Origin of the sequence: Streptomyces sp. NPDC021622 (assembly GCF_040640795.1) — a bacterium.
Taxonomy (GTDB): Bacteria; Actinomycetota; Actinomycetes; order Streptomycetales; family Streptomycetaceae; genus Streptomyces.
The window spans coordinates 303,123-326,746 of the sequence record NZ_JBFACK010000005.1; the positions used below are offsets into that span (position 1 = coordinate 303,123).

At 69.3% G+C, this 23,624-nt stretch carries 21 protein-coding genes and 1 riboswitch; of the genes, 10 read left to right on the top strand and 11 right to left on the bottom strand.

Features of this window, described 5'->3' with window-relative positions; genetic code table 11:
• Positions 1–147: 147 nt before the first annotated feature.
• The 5 genes from AB0G47_RS12215 (at position 148) to mctP (ending at position 5,424) form a co-directional block, all read left to right on the top strand.
• Positions 148–921, top strand: a complete 774-nt coding sequence (locus AB0G47_RS12215; protein WP_266873115.1) for a GntR family transcriptional regulator — start codon at positions 148–150, stop codon at positions 919–921.
• Between the two features lie 101 nt (positions 922–1,022).
• A complete protein-coding gene (locus tag AB0G47_RS12220; RefSeq protein WP_360767527.1) occupies positions 1,023–3,158 on the top strand; it encodes a carbon starvation CstA family protein in 2,136 nt (711 codons plus the stop codon).
• Positions 3,155–3,352, top strand: a complete 198-nt coding sequence (locus AB0G47_RS12225; RefSeq protein ID WP_360767530.1) for a YbdD/YjiX family protein — start codon at positions 3,155–3,157, stop codon at positions 3,350–3,352. The genes AB0G47_RS12220 and AB0G47_RS12225 overlap by 4 nt, the downstream gene beginning before the upstream one ends.
• A gap of 141 nt (positions 3,353–3,493) precedes the next feature.
• The gene (locus tag AB0G47_RS12230) at positions 3,494–3,763 is read left to right on the top strand and encodes a DUF3311 domain-containing protein (protein ID WP_266870651.1); all 270 of its coding nucleotides are present in this window, start codon (positions 3,494–3,496) and stop codon (positions 3,761–3,763) included.
• A gap of 80 nt (positions 3,764–3,843) precedes the next feature.
• Entirely contained in the window at positions 3,844–5,424 is a 1,581-nt protein-coding gene (mctP, locus tag AB0G47_RS12235; RefSeq protein ID WP_360768011.1) for a monocarboxylate uptake permease MctP, read from the top strand.
• Between the two features lie 70 nt (positions 5,425–5,494).
• Here mctP and AB0G47_RS12240 read toward each other — a convergent pair whose 3' ends face one another.
• Positions 5,495–6,232: a hypothetical protein gene (locus AB0G47_RS12240; RefSeq protein ID WP_360767533.1), complete on the bottom strand. Its 738-nt coding sequence runs from the start codon at positions 6,230–6,232 to the stop codon at positions 5,495–5,497.
• Between the two features lie 125 nt (positions 6,233–6,357).
• A riboswitch (cobalamin riboswitch) is annotated at positions 6,358–6,435 on the top strand.
• Between the two features lie 157 nt (positions 6,436–6,592).
• On the opposite strand from AB0G47_RS12240, the gene AB0G47_RS12245 reads away from it, so the two are divergent.
• The 3 genes from AB0G47_RS12245 to AB0G47_RS12255 all read left to right on the top strand — a co-directional run bounded on the left by AB0G47_RS12245 (position 6,593) and on the right by AB0G47_RS12255 (position 11,273).
• On the top strand, positions 6,593–8,992 hold the full coding sequence (locus tag AB0G47_RS12245) for a ribonucleoside-diphosphate reductase subunit alpha (protein ID WP_360767536.1): 2,400 nt from the start codon (positions 6,593–6,595) through the stop codon (positions 8,990–8,992).
• The gene (locus AB0G47_RS12250; protein ID WP_360767538.1) at positions 8,992–10,014 is read left to right on the top strand and encodes a ribonucleotide-diphosphate reductase subunit beta; all 1,023 of its coding nucleotides are present in this window, start codon (positions 8,992–8,994) and stop codon (positions 10,012–10,014) included. Before AB0G47_RS12245 ends, AB0G47_RS12250 begins: the two co-directional genes overlap by 1 nt.
• A 242-nt stretch (positions 10,015–10,256) precedes the next feature.
• A complete protein-coding gene (locus AB0G47_RS12255) occupies positions 10,257–11,273 on the top strand; it encodes a helix-turn-helix domain-containing protein (RefSeq protein ID WP_360767541.1) in 1,017 nt (338 codons plus the stop codon).
• Here AB0G47_RS12255 and AB0G47_RS12260 read toward each other — a convergent pair.
• The 10 genes from AB0G47_RS12260 to AB0G47_RS12305 all read right to left on the bottom strand — a co-directional run bounded on the left by AB0G47_RS12260 (position 11,227) and on the right by AB0G47_RS12305 (position 21,397).
• A complete protein-coding gene (locus AB0G47_RS12260) occupies positions 11,227–12,588 on the bottom strand; it encodes a cytochrome P450 (protein ID WP_360767543.1) in 1,362 nt (453 codons plus the stop codon). The two genes, AB0G47_RS12255 and AB0G47_RS12260, sit on opposite strands and share 47 nt — an antisense overlap.
• Positions 12,585–13,757 (bottom strand): epi-isozizaene synthase, encoded by a 1,173-nt coding sequence (cyc1, locus tag AB0G47_RS12265; protein ID WP_360767546.1) that lies wholly within the window; start codon positions 13,755–13,757, stop codon positions 12,585–12,587. Before cyc1 ends, AB0G47_RS12260 begins: the two co-directional genes overlap by 4 nt.
• A 269-nt stretch (positions 13,758–14,026) precedes the next feature.
• The gene (gene def, locus AB0G47_RS12270) at positions 14,027–14,677 is read right to left on the bottom strand and encodes a peptide deformylase (protein WP_266870643.1); all 651 of its coding nucleotides are present in this window, start codon (positions 14,675–14,677) and stop codon (positions 14,027–14,029) included.
• Positions 14,678–14,741: 64 nt separating this feature from the next.
• Positions 14,742–15,722 carry a hypothetical protein gene (locus tag AB0G47_RS12275; RefSeq protein ID WP_360767549.1) on the bottom strand — a complete coding sequence of 327 codons (981 nt, stop codon included), beginning with the start codon at positions 15,720–15,722 and terminating at the stop codon, positions 14,742–14,744.
• Between the two features lie 157 nt (positions 15,723–15,879).
• Positions 15,880–17,091 carry an HD domain-containing protein gene (locus AB0G47_RS12280; RefSeq protein WP_360767552.1) on the bottom strand — a complete coding sequence of 404 codons (1,212 nt, stop codon included), beginning with the start codon at positions 17,089–17,091 and terminating at the stop codon, positions 15,880–15,882.
• Positions 17,092–17,204: 113 nt separating this feature from the next.
• Positions 17,205–18,548, bottom strand: a complete 1,344-nt coding sequence (locus AB0G47_RS12285; protein WP_360767555.1) for an HD-GYP domain-containing protein — start codon at positions 18,546–18,548, stop codon at positions 17,205–17,207.
• A gap of 195 nt (positions 18,549–18,743) precedes the next feature.
• Positions 18,744–19,034: a mycothiol system anti-sigma-R factor gene (gene rsrA / locus AB0G47_RS12290; RefSeq protein WP_135334984.1), complete on the bottom strand. Its 291-nt coding sequence runs from the start codon at positions 19,032–19,034 to the stop codon at positions 18,744–18,746.
• On the bottom strand, positions 19,031–19,699 hold the full coding sequence (locus AB0G47_RS12295; RefSeq protein WP_360767558.1) for a sigma-70 family RNA polymerase sigma factor: 669 nt from the start codon (positions 19,697–19,699) through the stop codon (positions 19,031–19,033). The genes rsrA and AB0G47_RS12295 overlap by 4 nt, the downstream gene beginning before the upstream one ends.
• Positions 19,700–19,920: 221 nt before the next feature.
• Complete coding sequence (locus AB0G47_RS12300) at positions 19,921–20,580, bottom strand: alpha/beta family hydrolase (RefSeq protein WP_360767560.1); 660 nt, start codon at positions 20,578–20,580, stop codon at positions 19,921–19,923.
• Between the two features lies 1 nt (position 20,581).
• Positions 20,582–21,397 carry an SOS response-associated peptidase gene (locus tag AB0G47_RS12305; RefSeq protein WP_360767563.1) on the bottom strand — a complete coding sequence of 272 codons (816 nt, stop codon included), beginning with the start codon at positions 21,395–21,397 and terminating at the stop codon, positions 20,582–20,584.
• 61 nt (positions 21,398–21,458) lie between these two features.
• Between AB0G47_RS12305 and AB0G47_RS12310 the strand changes: the two genes are divergently transcribed.
• On the top strand, positions 21,459–22,181 hold the full coding sequence (locus AB0G47_RS12310) for a M50 family metallopeptidase (protein WP_360767565.1): 723 nt from the start codon (positions 21,459–21,461) through the stop codon (positions 22,179–22,181).
• Positions 22,182–22,303: 122 nt separating this feature from the next.
• Positions 22,304–23,620 carry a 3-phosphoshikimate 1-carboxyvinyltransferase gene (aroA, locus tag AB0G47_RS12315; RefSeq protein WP_360767568.1) on the top strand — a complete coding sequence of 439 codons (1,317 nt, stop codon included), beginning with the start codon at positions 22,304–22,306 and terminating at the stop codon, positions 23,618–23,620.
• Positions 23,621–23,624: the final 4 nt, after the last annotated feature.

A 23,624-nucleotide genomic window follows, 5' to 3' on the forward strand; every position in this document is an offset into this window, starting at 1 on the left:
TTAGGGGTGTCAAGGGTGTATAAGAAGGGCTGTCAGGTCCGTTATCGGACCGACACCTGAGCGGGCACATCCTGCTCAGCCCGGTACGTGCCACGATGTGAGCCGCGACAGACGGAGGAGCCGGTGACGGCAGCAGGAAGGCGGGCCATGGGCACCGAGGCGGGGAGCACAGGAACCGACGTGGACGGGGCCCCGAGCGTCGGCCGCACCGCACGCGTGCCCAAGTACTACCGCCTGAAGCGCCACTTGCTCGACATGACGGAGACCCTGCCGCCCGGCACCCCCGTCCCGCCGGAGCGCACGCTGGCCGCCGAGTTCGACACCTCGCGCACCACCGTGCGCCAGGCCCTGCAGGAGCTGGTCGTCGAGGGCCGCCTGGAGCGGATCCAGGGCAAGGGCACCTTCGTCGCCAAGCCCAAGGTCTCCCAGGCGCTGCAACTCACCTCGTACACCGAGGACATGCGTGCCCAGGGCCTCGAACCGACCTCGCAGCTCCTGGACATCGGCTACATCACCGCCGACGACACGCTCGCAGGGCTGCTCGACATCAGCACCGGCGGCCGTGTCCTCAGGATCGAGCGGCTGCGCCTGGCCAACGGCGAGGCGATGGCCATCGAGACCACCCATCTGTCGGCCAAGCGCTTCCCGGCGCTGCGCCGCTCGCTGGTCAAGTACACCTCCCTCTACACGGCCTTGGCCGAGGTGTACGACGTCCATCTCGCGGAGGCCGAGGAGACCATCGAGACCTCCCTCGCAACGCCGCGCGAGGCGGGCCTGCTCGGCACGGACGTCGGCCTGCCGATGCTGCTGCTCTCCCGGCACTCCCTCGACGGCGGCGGAAAACCGGTGGAATGGGTGCGCTCGGTCTACCGCGGCGACCGGTACAAGTTCGTGGCCCGCCTCAAACGGCCCACGGACTGACTCACCGCCCTCGCGTACGGCACCCGTCCGAGGTCTGGCGCGGATCACTTCGCTGTTCTACGTTCCTTCCGTCATCGCATGATGAACGGGAGGACGACCCGGTGCGCAGAGCAAATCCTCGATCCCTTGTCATCTGGACACTCGTCGCGCTGGTGGGCGCCTCGGGCTGGACCGTGCTCGCGCTGGCGCGCGACGAGGAGGTGTCGGCCGCCTGGATGGTGGCGGCGGCCCTCGGCTCGTACGCCATCGCGTACCGCTTCTACTCCAAATTCATCGCGTACAAAGTCCTCAAGGTCGACAAGAACCGGGCCACTCCGGCAGAACGCCTGGACAACGGCATCGACTTCCACCCGACCGACCGGCGCGTCCTGCTCGGCCACCACTTCGCGGCGATCGCGGGCGCGGGGCCGCTGGTCGGGCCGGTGCTCGCGGCGCAGATGGGCTATCTGCCGGGCACCATCTGGATCATCGTCGGGGTGATTTTCGCGGGCGCCGTGCAGGACATGGTCGTCCTCTTCTTCTCCACCCGGCGTGACGGCAAGTCGCTTGGCCAGATGGCGCGCGAGGAGATCGGTCCGTTCGGCGGGGCCGCCGCGCTGCTCGCCGCGTTCGCCATCATGATCATCCTGCTCGGGGTGCTCGCGCTTGTCATCGTGAACGCCCTCGCCGAGTCGCCGTGGGGCACGTTCTCCATCGCGATGACGATCCCGATCGCGCTGCTCATGGGCTTCTACCTGCGGGTGCTTCGCCCCGGCCGGGTCAGCGAGGTCTCCCTCATCGGGATCGCGCTGCTGCTGGTCGCGCTCGTCGCGGGCCGCTGGGTCGCCGAGTCCTCGCTCGCGGACACCTTCACGCTTGCGCCCTCGACGCTGGTCATCTGGCTGGTGGCGTACGGCTTCATCGCCTCGATCCTGCCGGTGTGGATGCTGCTCGCGCCCCGCGACTATCTCTCCACGTTCATGAAGATCGGTACGATCCTGCTGCTCGCGGTCGGCGTCATCGTCACCCTGCCGACACTGAAGATGGACCCGGTGACCGACTTCGCGTCGCGCGGCGACGGCCCGGTCTTCGCGGGCTCGCTCTTCCCCTTCGTCTTCATCACCATCGCCTGCGGGGCGCTGTCCGGCTTCCACGCGCTGATCTCGTCGGGCACCACGCCGAAGATGATCCAGAAGGAGCCGCAGGTCCGGATGATCGGCTACGGCTCCATGCTGATGGAGTCGTCCGTCGCGGTCATGGCGCTCGTCGCGGCGAGCATCATCGACCCCGGTCTGTACTTCGCGATGAACGCGCCCGCGGGCGTCATCGGGGACAACGTCCAGGCCGCGTCCCAGGCCGTCGCGAACCTCGGATACACCATCTCCCCCGAGGACTTGGCGCAGGCCGCCAAGAACGTCGAGGAGTCCTCGCTGCTCTCGCGCACGGGCGGCGCCCCGACCCTTGCGATCGGTGTCTCCGAGATCTTCTCGAAGGTCACCGGGGGCTCGATGCGGGCCTTCTGGTACCACTTCGCGATCATGTTTGAGGCGCTGTTCATCCTGACCGCGCTCGACGCGGGCACGCGCGTGGGCCGCTTCATGCTCCAGGACATGCTCGGGAACGTATACAAGCCCTTCAAGAACGTCAGTTGGAAGCCCGGGCTCATCATCACGAGCGCGGTCGTCACCGGCCTGTGGGGCTACTTCCTGTGGGTGGGCGTGCACGAGCCGCTCGGCGGGATCAACCAGCTCTTCCCGATCTTCGGCATCGCCAACCAGCTGCTCGCCGCGGTCGCCCTCGCCGTCTGCACGACCCTGCTCGTGAAGTCCGGGCGCCTCAAGTGGGCCTGGATCACCGGGATTCCGCTCGCCTGGGACGCGACGGTGACGCTCACCGCGAGCTGGCAGAAGGTGTTCTCCAGCGACCCGCGCGTCGGCTTCTTCCAGCAGCGCTCGAACTACCAGGACGCCATCGACGCGGGCAAGGTCCTGCCGCCCGCCAAGAACATGGACGACATGCACACCGTCGTCACCAACTCCACGGTGGACGGCGTCATTACGGCGGCCCTCGCCCTGCTCATCGTCATCGTGATCCTGGACGCGGCGCGGGTCTGCGTCAGACACGTCCGCAATCCGGAGGCCTCGCGGCTGAGTGAGGCTCCGTACGTGGAGTCGAAGTTGACGGCCCCGGCCGGCCTGATCGCGACGCCCGAGGAGAAGGAAGAGCAGCTCAGGAAGGAACAGGAGCTCACCCCATGACCTGGGTGCTTCGCGGGCTTCGCTGGATGCGCTGGTACGCACGGGAGTTGACCGACGAGTCCGCGTACGACCGGTATGTGACGCACACGCGGAAGACGCATCCAGGGGCATCCGTCCCCTCCCGGAGGGAGTTCGAGCGAATGCGGACGGACCAACAGGAGTCGGACCCACGGCAGGGGTTCCGCTGCTGCTGAGCAGGCACTCAACAGGCGCTGAGCAGGCACATCGACCCGTCCGTTATCCGGACGGGGGTTCCATAGATCAAGACTCTCGCTTAGATTTCCCGCACGTTAAAGGTGGGATAAGCGAGGGAGCGGAGCCGCGAAGTGTCAGATGTGTCAGATGCGCCTGAAGTGAGCAGACCGGTGATCACGCCGGTCCGCGTGGTCATTGCCCTCTGTCTCGTCGCGCCGTTCGTGGCGATGCTCTGGGTGAGTTCCTACGCGAAGATCGAACCGACCTTCATCGGCATCCCGTTCTTCTACTGGTACCAAATGCTGTGGGTGCTCATATCCACCCTCCTCACGATGATCGCGTACAAGCTGTGGCAGCGTGACCAGCGCGCCCGCAAGACCGAGCAGGTCCAAGGGGGTGCCGGCCAGTGACGACACTCGCTTCTGGAACAGGTGGCGTGAACGGCGTCGCACTCGGCGTCTTCATCTTCTTCTTCATCGCCGTCACCGTGATGGGCTTCATGGCCGCGCGCTGGCGCAAGGCCGAGAACGAGCAGAGCCTGGACGAATGGGGCCTGGGCGGACGGTCGTTCGGCACCTGGGTCACGTGGTTCCTGCTCGGCGGCGACCTGTACACGGCGTACACGTTCGTCGCCGTCCCCGCGGCGATCTACGCGGCGGGCGCGGCCGGCTTCTTCGCCGTTCCGTACACGATCCTCGTCTACCCGCTGATCTTCACCTTCCTGCCGCGCCTGTGGTCGGTGTCGCACAAGCACGGATACGTGACGACCTCGGACTTCGTGCGCGGGCGCTTCGGCTCGAAGGGACTCTCCCTTGCCGTCGCGGTCACCGGCATCCTCGCCACGATGCCGTACATCGCGCTCCAACTGGTCGGCATCCAGGCCGTCCTTGACGTCATGGGCGTCGGCGGCGGTCCGGACACCAACTGGTTCATCAAGGACCTGCCGCTGCTCATCGCCTTCGCGGTGCTCGCCGCGTACACATACTCGTCGGGTCTGCGGGCCCCCGCCCTGATCGCGTTCGTGAAGGACGGCCTGATCTATCTCGTCATCGCCGTCGCAATCATCTACATCCCGATCAAGCTGGGCGGCTTCGACGAGATCTTCCAGGCGGCGGGCGACAAGTTCTCGGCGACGAACGAGGCGGCGGGCAAGCCCGTCGCGGGTCTCGCGCCGGGTGAGCCAGGACAGTGGACGTACGCGACCCTGGCCCTCGGCTCCGCGCTCGCGCTCTTCATGTACCCGCACTCGATCACGGCGACGCTCTCCTCCAAGAGCCGCGACGTGATCCGCCGCAACACCACGATCCTGCCGCTCTATTCGCTGATGCTGGGCCTGCTCGCGCTGCTCGGCTTCATGGCGATCGCGGCCGGGGTCAAGGTCGAGAACGGCCAGCTGGCGATCCCGCAGCTGTTCGAGAACATGTTCCCCGACTGGTTCACCGGCGTCGCCTTCGCCGCGATCGGCATCGGCGCGCTCGTCCCGGCGGCGATCATGTCGATCGCGGCCGCGAATCTCTTCACGAGGAACATCTACAAGGACTTCATCAGGCCGGACGCGACGCCCGCGCAGGAGACCAAGGTCTCCAAGCTCGTCTCGCTCCTGGTGAAGGTCGGCGCGCTCGCCTTCGTCCTCACCATGGACAAGACCGTCGCGATCAACTTCCAGCTCCTGGGCGGCATCTGGATCCTGCAGACCATGCCCGCGCTGGTCGGCGGCCTGTTCACCCGGTGGTTCCACCGCTGGGCGCTGCTCGCGGGCTGGGCGGTCGGCATGATCTACGGCACGGCCGCGGCGTACGGCGTCGCCTCTCCGACGCAGAAGCACTTCGGCGGCTCGTCGGACGAGATCCCCGGCATCGGCGAGATCGGCTACATCGGCCTCACGGCGTTCGTCCTGAACGCGGTGGTCACCGTGGTCATGACGTTCGTCCTGCGCGCCATGAAGGCCCCTGACGGCATCGACGAGACCTCTCCGGAGGACTACACGGCGGACGCGGGCGACCCGGGCGTCGTGCGGGAGCTGCCGAAGGCGACGGAGGAGGCGACGGCGGGAGCGCCGGGCGGGCACTGAGCCTTCTTGTACGTACGTCATGCGGGCCGCCGGATTCCTCATCCGGCGGCCCGTCGTCGTGCGCGGGGCCTTACGAGGCCTTGTACAGCTCCGTGCGGACCCGTGCCGCCGCCTGGGCCGCCGAGGAGATCGTCAGATCCTTGTCGGAGCCCGCGTCCACCAGGACGAGCACACCGCCGACCCGCACCTCGGCCTTGTAGTGCGGAGTCTCGCCGTCGTATTCGTCGCCGCCCGTGGTCCGCGTGGTCTCCAGGATCGCCTCGTCGCCGAGGTCCGGCAGATCCTCGAGTATGTGATGCTCCGCGACCGGGGCCGCCTCGGTGTCGACGGTGACGCTGGGGCACACTTTGTGGAGCTGCCTGCGCAGTTCCACGTGCCGCCCGGCCTGCCCGACCGGCATCGACACCAGGCTCTGGGTGACGAACGGATCCCCCTCGTCGGCCATCGCCCCGGGGAAGCCGCGAATCATGTGTCCTGCGCTGCTCCCCCGCATCTCGAATAGCTCCACTCTCGCCTTGCCGCCGCGCTCGCAGGCGCTCCAGTCGCCGCCCCCGTAGTGCTGGTTGAAGCGCCCCACGCTTGCGTTGAGCGCCTCGGCCTTCGGGCCGACCGCCTTCGCCGGAAGCAGCGCCGCCTTCAGCTCGGCATCAGTGAAAACCTTGGCGGCATCGACCTCGCCGTCGACACCGGGAGCCGTGCTCGGCTTCGGGGTCGAAGTGGCCTTCGCATCGGCCGTACCCCCGTCGCCCCCGCACCCGGTGAGCACCATCACCAGTACCGCCGCACAGCCCGCGCCCCGTCCCCGCACAGCGACTCCCCCTGTTCGACGATCAGTTCGGCCGCCACCCTAGGGGATACCCATGCCGACACAAGATGTGGGGCTGCCGCGCAGAGCCAGCACAAGATGTATGCTCGTGCTCGCTGTCGCCGCAGGGGAATCCGGTGCAAGTCCGGAACTGTCCCGCAACGGTGTATGAGTACGCATTTGTCGTACCCACGAGTCCGAAGACCTGTCGACAGCGCACCCGTTCCGTCCGGTCCGGGTGCCGACGACGTCCGGGCCTCGTGGAATGGGCTGGTGGACGCGGAGCCCAGCCCTGCCCGGGGCGGCGCCCGTGTGTCCCCTCCCCCTCCGCAAGGCTCTGAGCCGAGCGAGGGAGTGCTCCACGTGACCATCGCGCCAGCCGAACCTGCGTCAGCGCAGACCACCGACGGTCAGCAGACCGCCGACGGCCCAGGCACCGCGCTGCTGCGTACCCTGACCGACCTCACCGCCGACCTCCCCGACGCCGACCCCGGCAGAGTCGCCGCCGCCGCGCTGCGCGGCCGCTCGGCCAAGGCGGACGTGTCGGAGCTGCGGGAGCTGGCCACCGAGGCGGCCGCGGGGCTCATCTCCGAGGACCCCGCGTACTCGAAGCTGGCGGCCAGGCTGCTGAGCATCAGCATCCGTGAGGAGGCCGCGTCGCAGGGCGTGCGCTCCTTCTCCGACTCGGTCGCGGTCGGTCACCGCGAGGGCCTGATCGCGGACCGCACCGCCGCGTTCGTGGTCGACCACGCGGCGCGCCTCGACGGTCTCGTGGACTCCGCGCTCGCGGACGGCGCCGACTTCCGTTTCGGCTACTTCGGCCTGCGCACCCTGCACAGCCGCTATCTCCTGCGGCACCCCATCACCCGGCATGTCATCGAGACCCCGCAGCACTTCATGCTGCGCGTCGCGAGCGGCCTGGCCGAGGACGGCAGCGCGCGCTCGGTGGACGAAGTCGCCGCCCTGTACCGCCTGATGAGCCGCCTGGACTACCTGCCGTCCTCGCCGACGCTCTTCAACTCCGGCACCCGCCACCCGCAGATGTCCTCCTGCTACCTCCTCGACTCCCCGCTGGACGAGCTGGACTCCATCTACGACCGCTACCACCAGGTCGCGCGCCTCTCCAAGCACGCGGGCGGCATCGGCCTCTCGTACTCCCGCATCCGCTCCCGCGGTTCGCTGATCCGCGGCACGAACGGGCACTCCAACGGCATCGTGCCGTTCCTGAAGACCCTGGACGCCTCCGTCGCCGCCGTGAACCAGGGCGGCCGCCGCAAGGGCGCCGCCGCGGTCTACCTGGAGACGTGGCACTCCGACATCGAGGAGTTCCTGGAGCTGCGCGACAACACGGGTGAGGACCAGCGGCGTACGCACAACCTCAACCTCGCGCACTGGATCCCGGACGAGTTCATGCGCCGGGTCGCCTCCGACCAGGACTGGTCGCTGTTCTCGCCGGCCGACGTGCCCGAGCTCGTCGACCTGTGGGGCGAGGAGTTCGACGCCGCGTACCGCAGGGCCGAGGCCGCCGGGCTCGCCAAGAAGACCATCCCGGCCCGCGACCTGTACGGCCGCATGATGCGCACCCTCGCGCAGACCGGCAACGGCTGGATGACGTTCAAGGACGCCGCCAACCGCACCGCCAACCAGACGGCGGAGCCCGGCCACACGGTGCACTCCTCGAACCTCTGCACGGAGATCCTGGAGGTGACGGACGACGGCGAGACGGCGGTCTGCAACCTCGGCTCGGTGAACCTCGGCGCCTTCGTCCTGCCGTCCGGCGACGACATCGACTGGGAGCGGCTCGACGAGACCGTCCGCACGGCCGTCACCTTCCTCGACCGTGTCGTCGACATCAACTTCTACCCGACCGAGCAGGCGGGCCGTTCGAATGCCAAGTGGCGGCCCGTGGGCCTGGGCGCCATGGGTCTGCAGGACGTCTTCTTCCAGCTGAAGCTGCCCTTCGACTCCCCCGAGGCGCGCGCCCTTTCGACGCGCATCGCCGAGCGGATCATGCTCGCCGCGTACGAGGCGTCCGCCGACCTCGCCGAGCGCAACGGGCCGCTCCCGGCCTGGGAGAAGACCCGCACCGCGCGCGGCGTGCTGCACCCCGACCACTACGGCGTCGAGCTGACCTGGCCGGAGCGCTGGGCGGCACTGCGGGAACGTATCGCCGCGACCGGCATGCGCAACTCGCTGCTTCTCGCCATCGCGCCGACCGCCACCATCGCGTCCATCGCGGGCGTCTACGAGTGCATCGAGCCGCAGGTCTCCAACCTCTTCAAGCGCGAGACGCTGTCCGGCGAGTTCCTCCAGGTCAACGCCTACCTGGTGGAGGAGCTGAAGCGGCTCGGCGTGTGGGACGCGCAGACCCGTGAGGCGCTGCGCGAGGCCAACGGCTCGGTGCAGGGCTTCAGTTGGATCCCGGCCGACGTCCGTGCGCTGTACCGCACGGCGTGGGAGATCCCGCAGCGCGGCCTGATCGACATGGCCGCCGCGCGCACGCCGTTCCTCGACCAGGCGCAGTCCCTGAACCTGTTCCTGGAGACGCCGACCATCGGCAAGCTCTCCTCGATGTACGCGTACGCCTGGCAGTCGGGCCTGAAGACGACGTACTACCTGCGCTCGCGCCCCGCCACGCGCATCGCCCGCGCGGCCGGCGGCTCGAACGCCACCGCGACCGCCCCCGTACCCGCCCAGGTCACGGCCGAAGAAGCCGTCGCCTGCTCCCTGGAAAACCCCGAGTCCTGCGAGGCCTGCCAGTAATGAGCTCCACGACCAACAGCGAGAAGAACCTCCTCGACCCGGGCTTCGAGCTGACCCTGCGTCCCATGCGCTACCCGGACTTCTACGAGCGCTACCGGGACGCGATCAAGAACACCTGGACCGTGGAGGAGGTCGACCTCCACTCGGACGTCGCCGACCTCGCCAAGCTCTCGCCGGGCGAGCAGCACATGATCGGCCGTCTTGTCGCGTTCTTCGCGACGGGCGACTCGATCGTCTCCAACAACCTGGTGCTCACGCTCTACAAGCACATCAACTCCCCCGAGGCACGGCTGTACTTGAGCCGTCAGCTCTTCGAGGAGGCCGTGCACGTCCAGTTCTATCTGACGCTGCTCGACACCTATCTGCCCGACCCGGACGACCGCGCCGCCGCGTTCGACGCGGTCGAGGAGATCCCCTCCATCCGCGAGAAGGCCGAGTTCTGCTTCAAGTGGATGGACTCCGTCGAGAAGATGGACCGCCTGGAGAGCAAGGCCGACCGGCGTCGCTTCCTGCTGAACCTGATCTGCTTCGCCGCGTGCATCGAGGGCCTCTTCTTCTACGGTGCCTTCGCGTACGTCTACTGGTTCCGCTCGCGGGGTCTGCTGCACGGCCTTGCGACCGGCACCAACTGGGTGTTCCGCGACGAGACGATGCACATGAGCTTCGCCTTCGACGTCGTGGACACCGTCCGCAAGGAGGAGCCGGAGCTCTTCGACGACGCGCTGCAGACGCAGGTCACGGACATGCTCAAGGAGGCCGTCGAGGCCGAGCTGCAGTTCGCGCGCGACCTGTGCGGTGACGGCCTGCCGGGCATGAACACCGACTCGATGCGCGAGTACCTGCAGTGCGTCGCCGACCAGCGGCTGCAGCGGCTCGGCTTCGCGCCCGTCTACGGCTCGTCAAACCCGTTCTCGTTCATGGAACTTCAGGGTGTCCAGGAGCTGACCAACTTCTTCGAGCGGCGCCCTTCGGCCTACCAGGTCGCCGTCGAGGGCTCGGTCTCCTTCGACGACGAGTTCTAGGACATCAGACTGCCGCGGGCTGCGTGGGGCACGGGGGGCCTCACGCAGTTCGCGGTCGATCCGGCGGTCGTGGACGTACCCGACCAGCGCGGGTGCGGCCAGCAGGAGGAAGACGGTCAGGACGGTCACGTATCCGAGGAATGTGTTCATGTCCTCACTGTCGTGCGTGCCGGACACGGGCGTGAGTGGCAGGACTGCCACACACCGTCGACTTACTGCCAAGGTCGCGGCACACTGGCAGCATGCTGAAGGCTGCGACACTGAAAAACGTGGCCGTCGTGCTGCTCGACGGCGTCAATCCCTTTGAACTCGGCGTCGTCTGCGAGGTGTTCGGCCTCGACCGGAGCGACGAGGGGCTTCCCGTGTACGACTTCGCGGTGGTCGCCGCGGAGAGCGGGGTGCTGAGCAACCACGCGGGGTTCTCGATCACCACGCCGTACGGCCTCGACCGCCTGGAGGAGGCCGACCTCATCGCCGTGCCGGCCGGACAGTCGTTCGTGGGCCGCGACTATCCCGAGGATCTGCTCGCCGCGCTGCGCCGCGCGGTGGACCGCGGCGCCCGCGTCCTGTCCGTCTGCTCCGGCGTCTTCGTGCTCGGCGCCGCGGGACTGCTCGACGGGCGGCGCTGCGCCGTGCACTGGCAGCACTCCACGGAGCTCGCGGTGCGCTACCCCCGGGCGCGCGTCGAGCCCGATGTGCTGTACGTGGACGAGGGTTCCGTCGTCACATCGGCGGGGACCGCCGCCGGGATCGACGCCTGTCTGCACATCGTGCGCCAGGAACACGGCACCGAGGTCGCCAACGCCATCGCCCGGCGCATGGTCGTACCGCCCCATCGCGACGGCGGCCAGGCGCAGTTCGTGGCGCGGCCGCTGCCGCGCACGGCGTGCGACACCGTCGGCGGGGTGCTCGCCTGGATGGAGCGCCACCTCGACACGGAGATCACCGTCGAGCGGCTCGCCGAGCGCGCCCATATGTCGCCGCGCACCTTCGCGCGCCGCTTCCAGCAGGAGACGGGCACCACGCCCTACCGCTGGCTGCTTCGCCAACGGGTGCTGCTTGCACAGGAGTTGCTGGAGGGTTCGGACGAGACGGTGGACGCGATCGCCGGGCGTGCCGGTTTCGGCAACGCCGCGGCGATGCGCCACCAGTTCCTGCGGGCGCTCGGCACCACGCCGAACGCCTACCGCCGCACCTTCCGCGGACCGGCGGTCAGCGCCGCTCGGCGCGAAGCACCAGACGCTTCGGATGCAGCGTGATGCCGATCTTCGTGCCGGTGTCGGTCTCCGGGACGCGCGAGAGGTGCCACCTCGGGGCCACCGTCGCCAGGATGATGACGAGTTCGGCCAACGAGAAGTGGTCACCCGGGCACTTTCGGTTACCGACGCTGAACGGCATCATCGCGAACTCCGGTACGTCACCTGCGCGTTCCGGATTCCAGCGGTCCGGGTCGAACTCCAGATGCCGCTCGAAGGAACGCGGATCGCGCTGCATCGCGTACACGCTGTACACGATGTCGGTGTCGGCCGGAATGCGGTAGCCGCCGAGGTTCGTTTCGGCTACGGACCTGCGCGTGAATATCCAGGCGGCAGGTCGTATACGCATGGCCTCGGTGACGACATTCCGGGTGTGCGGCAGGTTCTTGAGGTCCGCGAATGTGATCTCCCGGCCCGGCGCGGCGGAATTTACTTCTTCAACCAACCGCCTTTCCTGCTCCGGGTGTTCGGTGAGCAGATGGAACGTCCACGCCAGGGTCGACGCGACATTCTCGGCGCCCGCGACGACAAGCGAGACCACATGGTCGTGGACCTCCTGGTCGCTGAGCGGCTGACCCGTTTCATCGCGCGCCCGAAGCATTTCGGCCAGCAGGTCCTGCTGGCCCGAATCCGTCGCCCGCCGTTCGGCGATGATCTCGTCGACCAGCGCGTGCAGATCGTCGAGCGCGTTCTGGAAACGGCGGTTGCCCTGGGTCGGCACGCGGTAGAGCGGCCCGACCGAGAGGATCATCCGCCGGTAGAGCCCCTCGAAGACGGTGTGCAGCGAATCGGCGATGCGGTCCGCCTTCTCGCCGATCGAGTCGACCTCCAGGAGCGAGCGGGAGACGATGCGCACGGCGGTGCGGAACATCTCCGCGCTGATGTCGACCGTACGGCCGTGGTCCCAGCGCGCCGCCGTGGCGCGCGCCTCCTCCTCCATCACCTTGGCGTAGTCGGCGATCCGCTCGGGCCTGAACGCGGGCTGCATCATGCGCCGTTGACGCCGGTGCAGCTTGCCGTTGCTGGTCGCAACGCCCTTGCCGAGGAGCACTTCGAGGGTGTCCCAGAGCGGTCCGCCGACGATGTACTCCGGACTCTTGAGCATCTGCCCGACCAGCTCCGGATCGCAGACCGCGTACGCCGTCTTGGGTCCCAGCCTGATGCGTACGAGATCACCATGGTCCCGCAGCGCGACCAGGAAGCCGAGCGGGTCGCGGATCAGGTGCCAGGCGTGACCGATGAGCGGTGCGCCGCCGCCGACGAGCGGCGGCTCCGATCCTGACGGTGCGGGCGCGGGTATCGTGGATTCGACGCTCATTCCTCACCTACCAGTTCGTTTTCGGCCATGGGGTTTTCCACCAGATGGTTTTCCGTGACGTAGGGAGGCATGGACCTGTCGTCCCAGCTGTCCACGCGATAGCGGCCGGATTCATGGTGGAACCAATAGACGGACGAGAACCAGTTCCGCATATTGAAGACGCATGATTCAAGGGCTTCCGCGAGCTCTCGCCCCTTTTCCGACCCGTCCGCCAATTTATCGGCGAGCAGCAGGACTTCCTCCTCGGCCACGAGGAAATCCGCGACGCACTGACTCACCCGCCTGTGAACTTCCCTCACCGCCTCTTCGAGCGTTAATCCCTCGTGCTGGATGAGGCTGATCCCAAGATTGTGCAGTTCATCTCCCGCGAGTTCTTTGGGGAGCGAGCACAGGTCGTTGTACCAGGCGGAGAAATCCTGGGTCGCAAGCGCCGCCCGCCGGTATGCGGGATGTTTCCTTATCGCCCGCGGCAGTTCGTACCGCGCGGTGGGCTCAAGGAGGTCGATCCACGCCCAGTGCGCGAACGTCAGCCGGCGCAGTTCAATGTACGCCTCGACGGGCGGCACCGTCCCGCAGCGCCGGTTCCTGAACTCCTGGTCGTACGCCTCGATCACGGGGTGGAAGTGCCTGGCGAACCGCGCGTTCCAGCTGGGGCTCAGGAACGCGTACAGCCGCAGCACGCAGTCCGCGAAGCCGGAGACCAGCGGATCCCTGTGGTGCAGATACTCCCCCGGGTCGTTGAGGGCGCCGTGCAGGCCCCGGCACAGCCGCCGCCACTGGGCCGCCCTGCCGTGCACCGAGTCCCGGTCGTGCCGGTCGTCCCACGCGAAGAACCAGCTGCTGAGGTCTGCTATGGCGGTGAGCAACTCGTCGGGCGCGCCAATGTAGTAGCCCGCCACCAGATCGGTGTAGCAGAGGCTGTCCGCGTACCGCTCGACCTTGTCCGGGGGCATCAGGCGCATTTCGAGCAGCCAGGTCCTGGACTTCTCCTGAAGCTTTGGCCAATACGGGTGCAGACGGCGAGGAAACGCTGCTTCGATCAACGGAACGGCCAGCGCCGGTGGTACCGATACCCTCTGCGTGTGTGGCCTCGCGCATGGCTGTTTCTGTGAAGTGCTTCCGGAATATGCACACACGAACAAACCCCTCTCAGCCGCCTGGTGACGCACGCCCCTCCCGCCGTACCGGGCGCGCGCCGTTGCGTATCCCCGCGCTTTCCATTCAGCACCACAACTGACCGTTCAGGGAACAGATTTGCGCCATTCACTACCCCCCAATGCCGAGAGAATCCCCTTATGTGACTGAATATGGATCACGAGCAGCCGGATTTGCTCGCACACGCGAGCGGCCCATGCGAACGGCCCCTGGCCGGGAGGGAGTTCCCGGCCAGGGGCCGCTCGTGTCACGCGGTTCCCACGCCTCTCAGGCGTCGCGCGCGTCAGTCATTGGCCACCACGGGGTAGCGCGGAGTGCCCTCCTCCATCTGCCGCAGCGCGTCCTTGCGGTCCCGCTTGGAGAGGCGGTCGATGTAGAGGTAGCCGTACAGGTGGTCCGTCTCGTGCTGCAGGCAGCGCGAGAAGTAGCCCGTGCCGCGCACCTTGATCGGGTTGCCCTTCTCGTCCTGCCCGGTCACCTCGGCGTAGTCCGGGCGTGCCAGCTCCGCGTACGCGGTGGGGACGGAGAGGCAGCCCTCGTTCGACTCGTCCAGCTGACGGCGGTCGGCGGGCAGCTCCTGCAGGACCGGGTTGCAGACGACACCCACGTGCCGCGTGCCCTCGTCGTCCATGCAGTCGTAGACGAAGACCTTCAGGTCCACGCCGATCTGGTTGGCGGCCAGGCCCACGCCCTCGGCGGTCCGCTGGCTGGCGAACATGTCGTCGACGAGCTTGGCGAGCTCGTCGTCGAAGGCGGTGACGTCCTTGCACTCCTTGTGCAGCACAGGGTTGCCGACGACCGTGATGGGCCGTGCCGTGCCCCGCTCGCGGTAGGCCGTCTCCCGCTCCTCGCAGTCCTCCGTGTCGATGACGAAGCCCTCGTCGCCGACGGGAAGCACCCCGCCCGAGGCCTGCTGCTCAGTGTCCTGCGCCATTGTCCGACGTACGCCTTCCTGGGATCCCACAAGAGATGGTGCCCGTACAGCCTACGGGCACCGGTCAGCAGACCTCTTCCAGATCCCGCCAGTCACGGGAGTCCGGGCTGTCCGCGACCCAGCCGTCGAGCAGCCCGCGCACCAGGGCGGCGGGCGCCGCGATGCCGCACTCCCGCTCGGGCACCCACAGGGCGCCGGGGCTGCGGTGGCCGAGCGGCCCGGGATGGCCGGGCTCGCTGTGGTCGTGCGGGTCCAGGTGCTCGCCGTCGCCCTCGTCGCTCGGCATCCGGCTCTCGGAGCACATCCGGCAGAGCAGCCGTACGGACGAGGACCAGTCCTCGGCGGCGAAGCCCGCGTCGGCGGCGAGCTTCTCCAGGGCGTCCCGGTCGTCCTCGGTGGCGGCCTCCAGGAGAACCACCCAGGTGGGGACCGGCGAGGGCGCCCACAGCTCGATCTCGTCGAAGACCGGGTAGGAGTGCCCGGCCGCCGTCGAGCGCTCGCCGTGCGGTACGCCGTCGTGCAGCACGACCTCGCCCCAGCGGCGCCCGGAGGACGGCAGCGGAATGGAGAGCACCTCCATCCGCGCGGGGTCGAGCCTGCGCCCCCACACCACCTCGGCCTCGCCCTCGGGCGAAAGGCGCACCGCGGCGCTGCCCAGGTCCATGCCGGTGGGCTCACCGGAGGCGGCGACACCGCCCGGAACGCGCAGCCCGTACGCCTGCCAGGCGCGGCGGGCAAGGGGCCAGTCCTGGAGGGCGGTGGCGGCGATCCCCACGTTCCACCAGTCGGGGGCGCCGGCGGACCGGTCGAGCAGCGCGACGGCCCGCAGGCCGGCGGCCCGCGCCTGCTCCCAGTCGTGCCGGAACTTGTGGAGCAGCGCGAGATTGAACCAGGACTCCGAGAGCCAGGGCTCCAGATCCGCCGCGCGGGTAAGGAGCGCGCCCGCGTCCTCGTACCGCCCGTCGCCGATCAGCGTGAAGGCGCGGTCGGTGGCCTGCCGCCATGAGGCGGAGGGCCGGTGCCGTCCCTTGCCGAAGATCCTCACGATTCCCGCCTGCCAGTTACCGAGTTCCAGAGATCCTGCTGTATTCGAGGGCCTCTTCGCATCCAACCACGTACGGTCGGACGGGCGCTCATTACCCATGGGTTACCCAGCGGGCACGCGGTCACGCCCGCCCGCTCCGGGCCCGTGTGGGACACGGCTATTTCCCCCTCGCGAGCACCCTGGCCAGGGCTTCCACGACCTCCGGCTGATAGTCGTGGCCGGTGGCGAGGCGCAGCCGCTCCAGGGCGTTGAGCGGGCCTCCCGGCCCTTCTCCCCGCGCCATCTCGTCGTATGCGTTCGCCGTCCGCACGATACGGGCGGTGAGCGGCTGATCGCGGTACGGATCCGCCTGCCGCTCCACGACCACGGCAACGTCCCCGTCCACCCCCGTCTGCCGCACGACGGCGCCCCCGAGCAGGGCGATGCGCCGCTGCTCCGCCTCCGGCAGGGCGGCCGTCGCCCCCGCGGGCACCGGGTCGAGCAGGGAGAGCTGCCCGATGTCGTGCATCAGCGCCGCGTGCTCGAGGACGGCGAGGTCCGGCTCCAGGAGCCCCAGCTCGCGCCCCACGGCCCTGCTGAGCGCGGCGACGCGGCGCGCGTGGCCCGGCGGGGTGTACCCGGCGATCTCGGTGGCCCTGGCCAGCGAGGCGATGGTCTGCCGATACGTGGTCCGCACGGCGGCGTACCGGCGGAAGGACAGCTGGGTGAGCAGCAGCGGGAGGCTGAACACGGGGAGCGCCCAGAGCCCCGCGACGGCGACCGCGAGCGCCATGACGGCTCCCGTCGCGCACACCGCGGACCCGATGCCGAGCATGGCCCGCAACTCGTCCCGCAGGATCGGCCCGAACGGCCACCCCGTGCGGGCGTACGCCATGGCCGCGGCGAGCACGGCGTCGCAGAGGGCTGTCAGGGCGAGCAGCGCGACGATGAACGCGGCGAAGGCGGGCCCCTTGCCCACCCACTCCTCCAACTTCCCCGAGTTGTACAGCGGCTGGAAGCACACCGCCGCGAACCCGACGGTCAGCACCCGCCGGGCCACGTGGTCAAGGGCGGGCCCCTTGCCGAGCGCCACATGCGGTACGGCGCCGACGAGCGCGGCGGCGACCACGACGGCGATCACCTGCAGCACGCCGTGATGCGTGGCCCGCCCGCCGATCTCCCCGAGCAGCGCGTACGCAAGAGCCCCCGCGGCCCCGAGCGGCGCGGGCTCCCGATCACTCCCCCCGGCCGTCCACCGGGCAAGCTCCCCCACAGCGACAAGCCCCCCGAAGGCAAGCGCGATGCCACCTTCGGTGACGCCGTGCCAGAGGGTGAAGGCCAGGGCGATGAGGGTGAGCAGACCGGCGGCGCCGTAAACAACGACCGTCACCGTTGTGGGCAGGCGTTCCGCACGGCGAGTGGGGCCTCCTCTGCTCGAGCGGAGCCGAGAGCTTGGGGAAGGGTGGGCACAACCCCCACTGCCGGGTTCCGACGAAGCGGCGCTCACCGCGCTGCCGAACCCGGTGCCGCGGGAACCCCGGAAGCCCCCCGCCGGGGAGACGGCACACCCCCGGCGACATCAGCAGTCACCTCCGGATTCCACCCATACCGCTCCAGCGCCCGCTGCAACGCGGAAACCATCACGGGGTCGAACTGCGCCCCCGCGCAGCGGGACAACTCGGCGAGGGCGGCATCGACAGGCCGCCCTCGCCGGTAGGACCTGGTGGACGTCATGGCGTCAAACGCGTCCGCAACGGCCACCACCCGCGCAAACTCCGGAATCTGCCGCCCCACAAGCCCGTAGGGATACCCGCTCCCGTCGATCCGCTCGTGGTGATGCAGGATCGCCGCCCGCGCCTCCCCGAGAAACCCGATCCCGCGCACCATCTCGTGTCCGTACTCGGGATGCAGCTCGATGACCCGCCGCTCCTCGGGAGTCAGCGGCCCGTCCTTGCGCAACAGCCGCGTCGGCACGCCGAGTTTGCCGACGTCGTGCAGGATCCCGGCGAACCGCAGGCTCTCCACCCGCTCGTCCGTCATGCCGAGCTCGCGGGCGATCATCACGGAGGCCCGCCCCACCCGCTCGCTGTGCCCGCGGGTGTACCGGTCCTTGATGTCGACGGCCTGCACGAGCGCCCGGATCGTGGCCTGGTGGGCGGCCCGCTCGCGGTGGTACTGCGCGAACACCCAGCAGGACACGCCCATCGGAAGCAGCACGAGCAGCGCGGCGAGCGGCCCGTAGGGGCTGCGCCACAGCACGGCCATCATCAGCCCGGCAAGACCGTGCACCGCGACGGGCGCGAACGACCGCAGGAAGAGCCCCCGCCACGCGGCCCGCACCGGCACCCGCTCCGCCGTCGCCAGAATGCCGCCGTCCAGGACGGTCAGTACGCCGGAGAAGGCGATGACGGCGGCCGCCGCGGGCCCGAGTGCGTACGGAAAATCGGCCGCGGCCACCGCGGCGGGCCCGCCGCACGCCCCGTACACCCGGGCCGACGCCCAGGCGGCGAGGGCGAGTTGAGCGGCGCGCCAGAGTCTGCGCACCCACCGGGGGCGCCGCTCCACGCGGGCGAGCAGCGATCCCGGCAGCGCGACGAGCGCCGCGCCGGCGGGCGGCAGCAGGAACACGGCGGCGAGCAGGACCGGGAAGAACGTGCCGAGGCCGCCCGGCGCGCGGCGGCCGATGACCCGGCACCGCGAGACCTGCTCGCACCCGGCGCAGAGCGCGGCGAGCAGCGCGACGGCGGCCCACGGAGTGCGCGCGCTCAGCGCGGGCGCGGCGCAGGCGGCGGCGCCCAGGGCGACGCACAGGATGTAGGCGCGGGCCCACGGAGCGATGGACCGCATGGCGCTGTCTCCTCCCCCGTGACCCCCATGGCCAAGTTCCGAATGACCAAGTTCCGAGGTCCGGAGAGTAGAACGGCTACCCCCCACTCCGAGCCCCGCGTGCGGAAATTGGCACGTACGAGTGACAGTGGACAGAAAGAAAGCAGGCCGTGACGTGTTTCCGTCACGGCCTGCCAACGCTCAACTACAGGAAGCTCAGGCTTCCGTCACATCATGCTCCGGCACTGCCTCGCCCGAGCGGATCAGATCGATCCGGCCCATGACCTTGGCCCGCAGGTCGACGGGCACGTCGTCGTGGCCGCAGCAGCGCTTCACCAGCTTCTTGACCGCCTGCTCAAGGCCGTACTTCTCCAGGCACGGGGAGCACTCCTCGAAGTGCGTCTCGAACTTGGTGCAGTCACTGTCCGGCATCTCACGGTCCAGGAACTCGTACAAATGGTCCAGGACTTCACTGCAATCCGTCTCGTGCGGCTCTCCGCAGCTCATGAGCCTGAGCCTTTCGCTTCGTTCGACGACTCTGACGCGGCGCCGGCGGGGACGAGGCCGCGGTCGCGGGCGTAGTCCTCGAGCATGCCGCGCAGTTGGCGACGGCCGCGGTGCAACCGGGACATCACCGTACCGATGGGTGTCCCCATAATGTCCGCGATCTCCTTGTAGGCAAAGCCCTCTACGTCGGCCAGATAGACGGCGATGCGGAATTCCTCGGGGATCGCCTGCAGCGCGGACTTCACGTCCGAGTCGGGCAGGTGGTCCAGCGCCTGCGACTCGGCCGAGCGCAGACCGGTGGACATGTGCGACTCGGCGCGTGCGAGCTGCCAGTCCTCGATCTCCTCGGCGGCGCTGCGCTGGGGCTCGCGCTGCTTCTTGCGGTACGAGTTGATGAACGTGTTGGTGAGGATGCGGTACAGCCACGCCTTGAGGTTGGTGCCCTCACGGAACTGGTGGAACGACGCGTACGCCTTCGCGTAGGTCTCCTGCACCAGGTCCTCCGCGTCCGCCGGGTTGCGCGTCATGCGCAGCGCCGCCGAGTACATCTGGTCGAGGAAGCCCAAGGCGTCCCGCTCGAAGCGGGCCGTGCGCTCCGCCGCCGTCTCCTCGGGCTGCGCCTGGCCGTTCTCGGCCCCTGCGTCGGTCCCAGTGACCGGACCCACCTCCTCCAAAGACGTGGTGAGACCGAATGCAGCCCCACTCGAATCGGAGGATAGACGACGATCCGGTACCGCCGCCGCTCGAATAGGAGCGGTCTTGGGCGCGCTCAGCACCGTCCACTCCAGGTCAGAGGCACTGGTGCGGCTCGGGCAGATGGTCGAACCCATGCGGCGGACTTCCTCTCGTACGAACAGCGTTTAACGTCTGTTCGGCACAACAGAGGTCACCCACCCAACATTCCCGTCCACCGTGTGACGCCATCCGTGATGATCCTCATGGCCTCGGCCTCGTCGATCGGGGCGCGCTTGGGGATCGCGAACCCGTGGTCTCCGAAGGGCACCTCCACCCATTCGTACGTCCCCTCGGGGAACTCGGCGGGCTTCCCGAACGGGTCGTTGCCGCCCTGCACGACGAGGGTGGGCACCCCGGCGTCGAGCAGCTCGTCGGCGCGTGACTTCTCCGGCTTGCCCGGCGGGTGCAGCGGGAAGCTGAGGGCGAGCACGGCGACGGCGCCGAGTTCGGTGGCGGTGCGGCAGGCGACGCGGGCCCCCGCGCTGCGGCCGCCCGCGATCACCGGGAGGCCGGGCTTGGCGAGCGCGGGCCACAGACCCCGCCATCCGACGTCCAGAGTCTTCGGCGCGGGCGCCACCTTCTTGCCCGCAACGCGCCAGGGCTGCTCGACGAGGGCGACGCTCACGCCGTGCGCGGGCAGGGCGGCGGCGATGGCCTTCAGGTCGCGCGCCTCGATGCCGCCGCCGGCGCCGTGGCTGAGGGCGAGCACGAACCGCGCCTTCTTCTTCGGCGCGGGGTGCCAGGTGATGCGCGCGTCACCGGCGTCGGTCTGGACGATCTCACTCTTGGTCACGTCAGAACTCTTGGTCACGTCAGAAGAGTGTGCCTTCTTCGGGCCCCTCCAGCTCCTTCAACAGCTCCGGGCCGTTGTTGCGTACGTTGCTGACCGCCGTCGAGACCGGGTAGGCCCGCATCAGGCCGTGCGGCGGCGGCTCCAGGAGCGGCCGCAGGTCGTCGACGTCCGTGCGGGACGGGTCGAGCCAGGCGTCCCAGCGGTCCGGCGTCAGCATCAGCGGCATCCGCGGGTGGATGTCGGCCAGCGAGCGCGGCCCCTCCTTCGGCGCGACCGCCAGGGGTGTGGCCTCCGCCTCCGTGGTGATCACCGTGCAGGTCACCCACCAGGCCAGGGGGTGCTCGTCGGGCAGTGTCTTGTCGCGCCAGAATTCGTAGAGCCCGGCCATGGCGAAGACCGAGCCGTCGGCCGGCGTCACGAAGTACGGCTGCTTGCGCGGCCGCTTCTTCTTGCCCTCGACCTCCAGTTCCCGCTCGCCGGCGGCGGTGACCCACTCGTAGTAGCCGTCCGCCGGGATGACGCAGCGGCGGGCGGCGAAGGCCCGGCGGTAGGAGGGCTTCTCGTATACGGTCTCGGCGCGCGCGTTGATCATCCGGGCGCCGCCCTCGGGCGTCTTGGCCCAGGACGGCACGAGGCCCCACTTGAGCGTGCGCAGCTGGCGAACCGGGCGGCGGTCGTCGGCGTCTTTCAGTGGACGGTCCAGGACCGCGTAGACCTCCTTGGTGGGGGCCACGTTGAAATCGGGGGCGAGCGCCTCCTCGGGCTCCCACTTCTCGATCTCAAAGATTCCTGCGAGATCCTCGGGCTTACGACTCGATGCATACCGTCCGCACATACGTGCCAGACTGCCAGACCCCGTACGACCAGAGGAGCCGGTCTAAGCAATGGCCCGAGCAATGGAAAGCACCGCGAACGCCAGCCTGGCCGACCTCTGGGACCGGGTCTTCGGTACGCAGGCCGCGCCCGACGAGTGGCTGGTGATCGTCACCGGCGTCGTCGCCCTCGCCGTCGTCGTCCCGCACGGCGTCTGGCGGGTCGCCCGCAACGCGATCACCATCGCGCACGAGGGCGGCCACGGCCTGATCGCCCTGCTGACCGGGCGCCGCCTCGACGGCATCCGGCTGCACTCCGACACCAGCGGCCTCACCGTCAGCCGCGGCAAGCCCACCGGCATCGGCATGATCCTCACCGCCGCCGCGGGCTACACCGCGCCGCCGCTGCTCGGTCTCGGCGGTGCCGCGCTGCTCGCCGCGGACCGCATCACGGCCTTCCTGTGGATCGCGACGGCGCTGCTCCTCGTGATGCTGGTGATGATCCGCAACGCGTACGGCGCCCTCACCATGGTCATCACCGGCGGCGCCTTCCTGCTGGTCTCCTGGCTGACCAGCTCGCAGGTGCAGGCGGCGTTCGCGTACGTGGTGGTGTGGTTCCTGCTCCTCGGCGGCGTGCGTCCCGCCTTCGAGCTGCAGTCCAAGCGCAGGCGCGGTGGCGCGGGCGACTCGGACGCGGACCAGTTGTCGCGGCTCACGCATGTTCCGGCGGGGATGTGGCTCTTCCTCTTCCACGCCGTCTCACTGTGCTCACTGATAGGCGGAGGGCGCTGGCTGCTCGGTCTGTGAGAAATCCTGCGGGGATCTGAGAGGTCCTACAGGGCTCTGGCCTCTACCAGTTCTCTGTTTCGCCTGGGTTTCACCACATTTGATCAAGATCCGGCGTCACCGTCAGCCACTAAAGTGTGGGCATGACCGTGAACCCAGCGCACAGCACCCTCTGGCCAGCCCCGCACGCGAGCGGAGCCGTCGCCGCGACGGTCCATGTGCCCGGGTCCAAATCGGTCACCAACCGCGCCCTCGTCCTCGCCGCCCTCGCCGCCGAGCCGGGCTGGCTCCGCCGCCCCCTGCGCTCCCGCGACACGCTCCTGATGGCGGGCGCCCTGCGCGCCATGGGCGTCGGCATCGAGGAGGGCGTCGGCCCCGACGGCTCCGGCGAGGCCTGGCGCGTCATCCCCTCCGGTCTGCACGGCCCGGCCACGGTCGACGTCGGCAACGCGGGCACGGTCATGCGCTTCCTGCCGCCGGTCGCGGCCCTGGCCGACGGCCCGATCCGCTTCGACGGCGACCCCCGTTCCTACGAGCGGCCGCTGCACGGCGTGATCGACGGCCTGCGCGCCCTCGGCGCCCGTATCGACGACGACAGCCGCGGCGCCCTCCCGCTGACCGTGCACGGCGGCGGTGGCATCGACGGCGGCCCGGTCGAGATCGACGCCTCCTCGTCATCGCAGTTCGTGAGCGCCCTGCTGCTCTCGGGCCCGCGCTTCAACCAGGGCGTCGAGGTCCGGCACACCGGCTCCGCGCTGCCCTCCATGCCGCACATCCGGATGACCGTCGACATGCTCCGCGCGATCGGCGCCCAGGTGGACACCCCGGAGTCGGGCGGCGAGCCGAACGTGTGGCGGGTCACCCCCGGCGCGCTGCTCGGCCGCGATCTGACCGTCGAGCCGGACCTCTCCAACGCGCAGCCGTTCCTGGCGGCGGCCCTGGTCACCGGCGGCACGGTCACGATCCCCGACTGGCCCGCGCACACCACGCAGCCCGGCGACGCGCTGCGCCAGATCTTCACGGAGATGGGCGGCTCCTGCGAGCTGACCGAGCAGGGCCTGGTGTTCACAGGATCCGGCTCGATCCACGGCATCGACGTGGACCTGAGCGAGGTCGGCGAGCTCACCCCCGGCATCGCGGCCGTCGCGGCCCTTGCCGACTCCCCCTCGACCCTGCGCGGCGTCGCCCACCTGCGCCTGCACGAGACGGACCGCCTGGCCGCGCTCACCAAGGAGATCAACGAACTGGGCGGTGACGTCACGGAGACCGCCGACGGTCTGCACATCCGCCCGCGCCGGCTGCACGGCGGGATCTTCCACACGTACGACGACCACCGCATGGCCACCGCGGGCGCCATCATCGGCCTCGCCGTGGAGGGCGTACAGATCGAGAATGTCGCGACGACGGCGAAGACGCTGCCCGACTTCCCCGACCTGTGGGCCGGAATGCTCGGGAACTGACGGG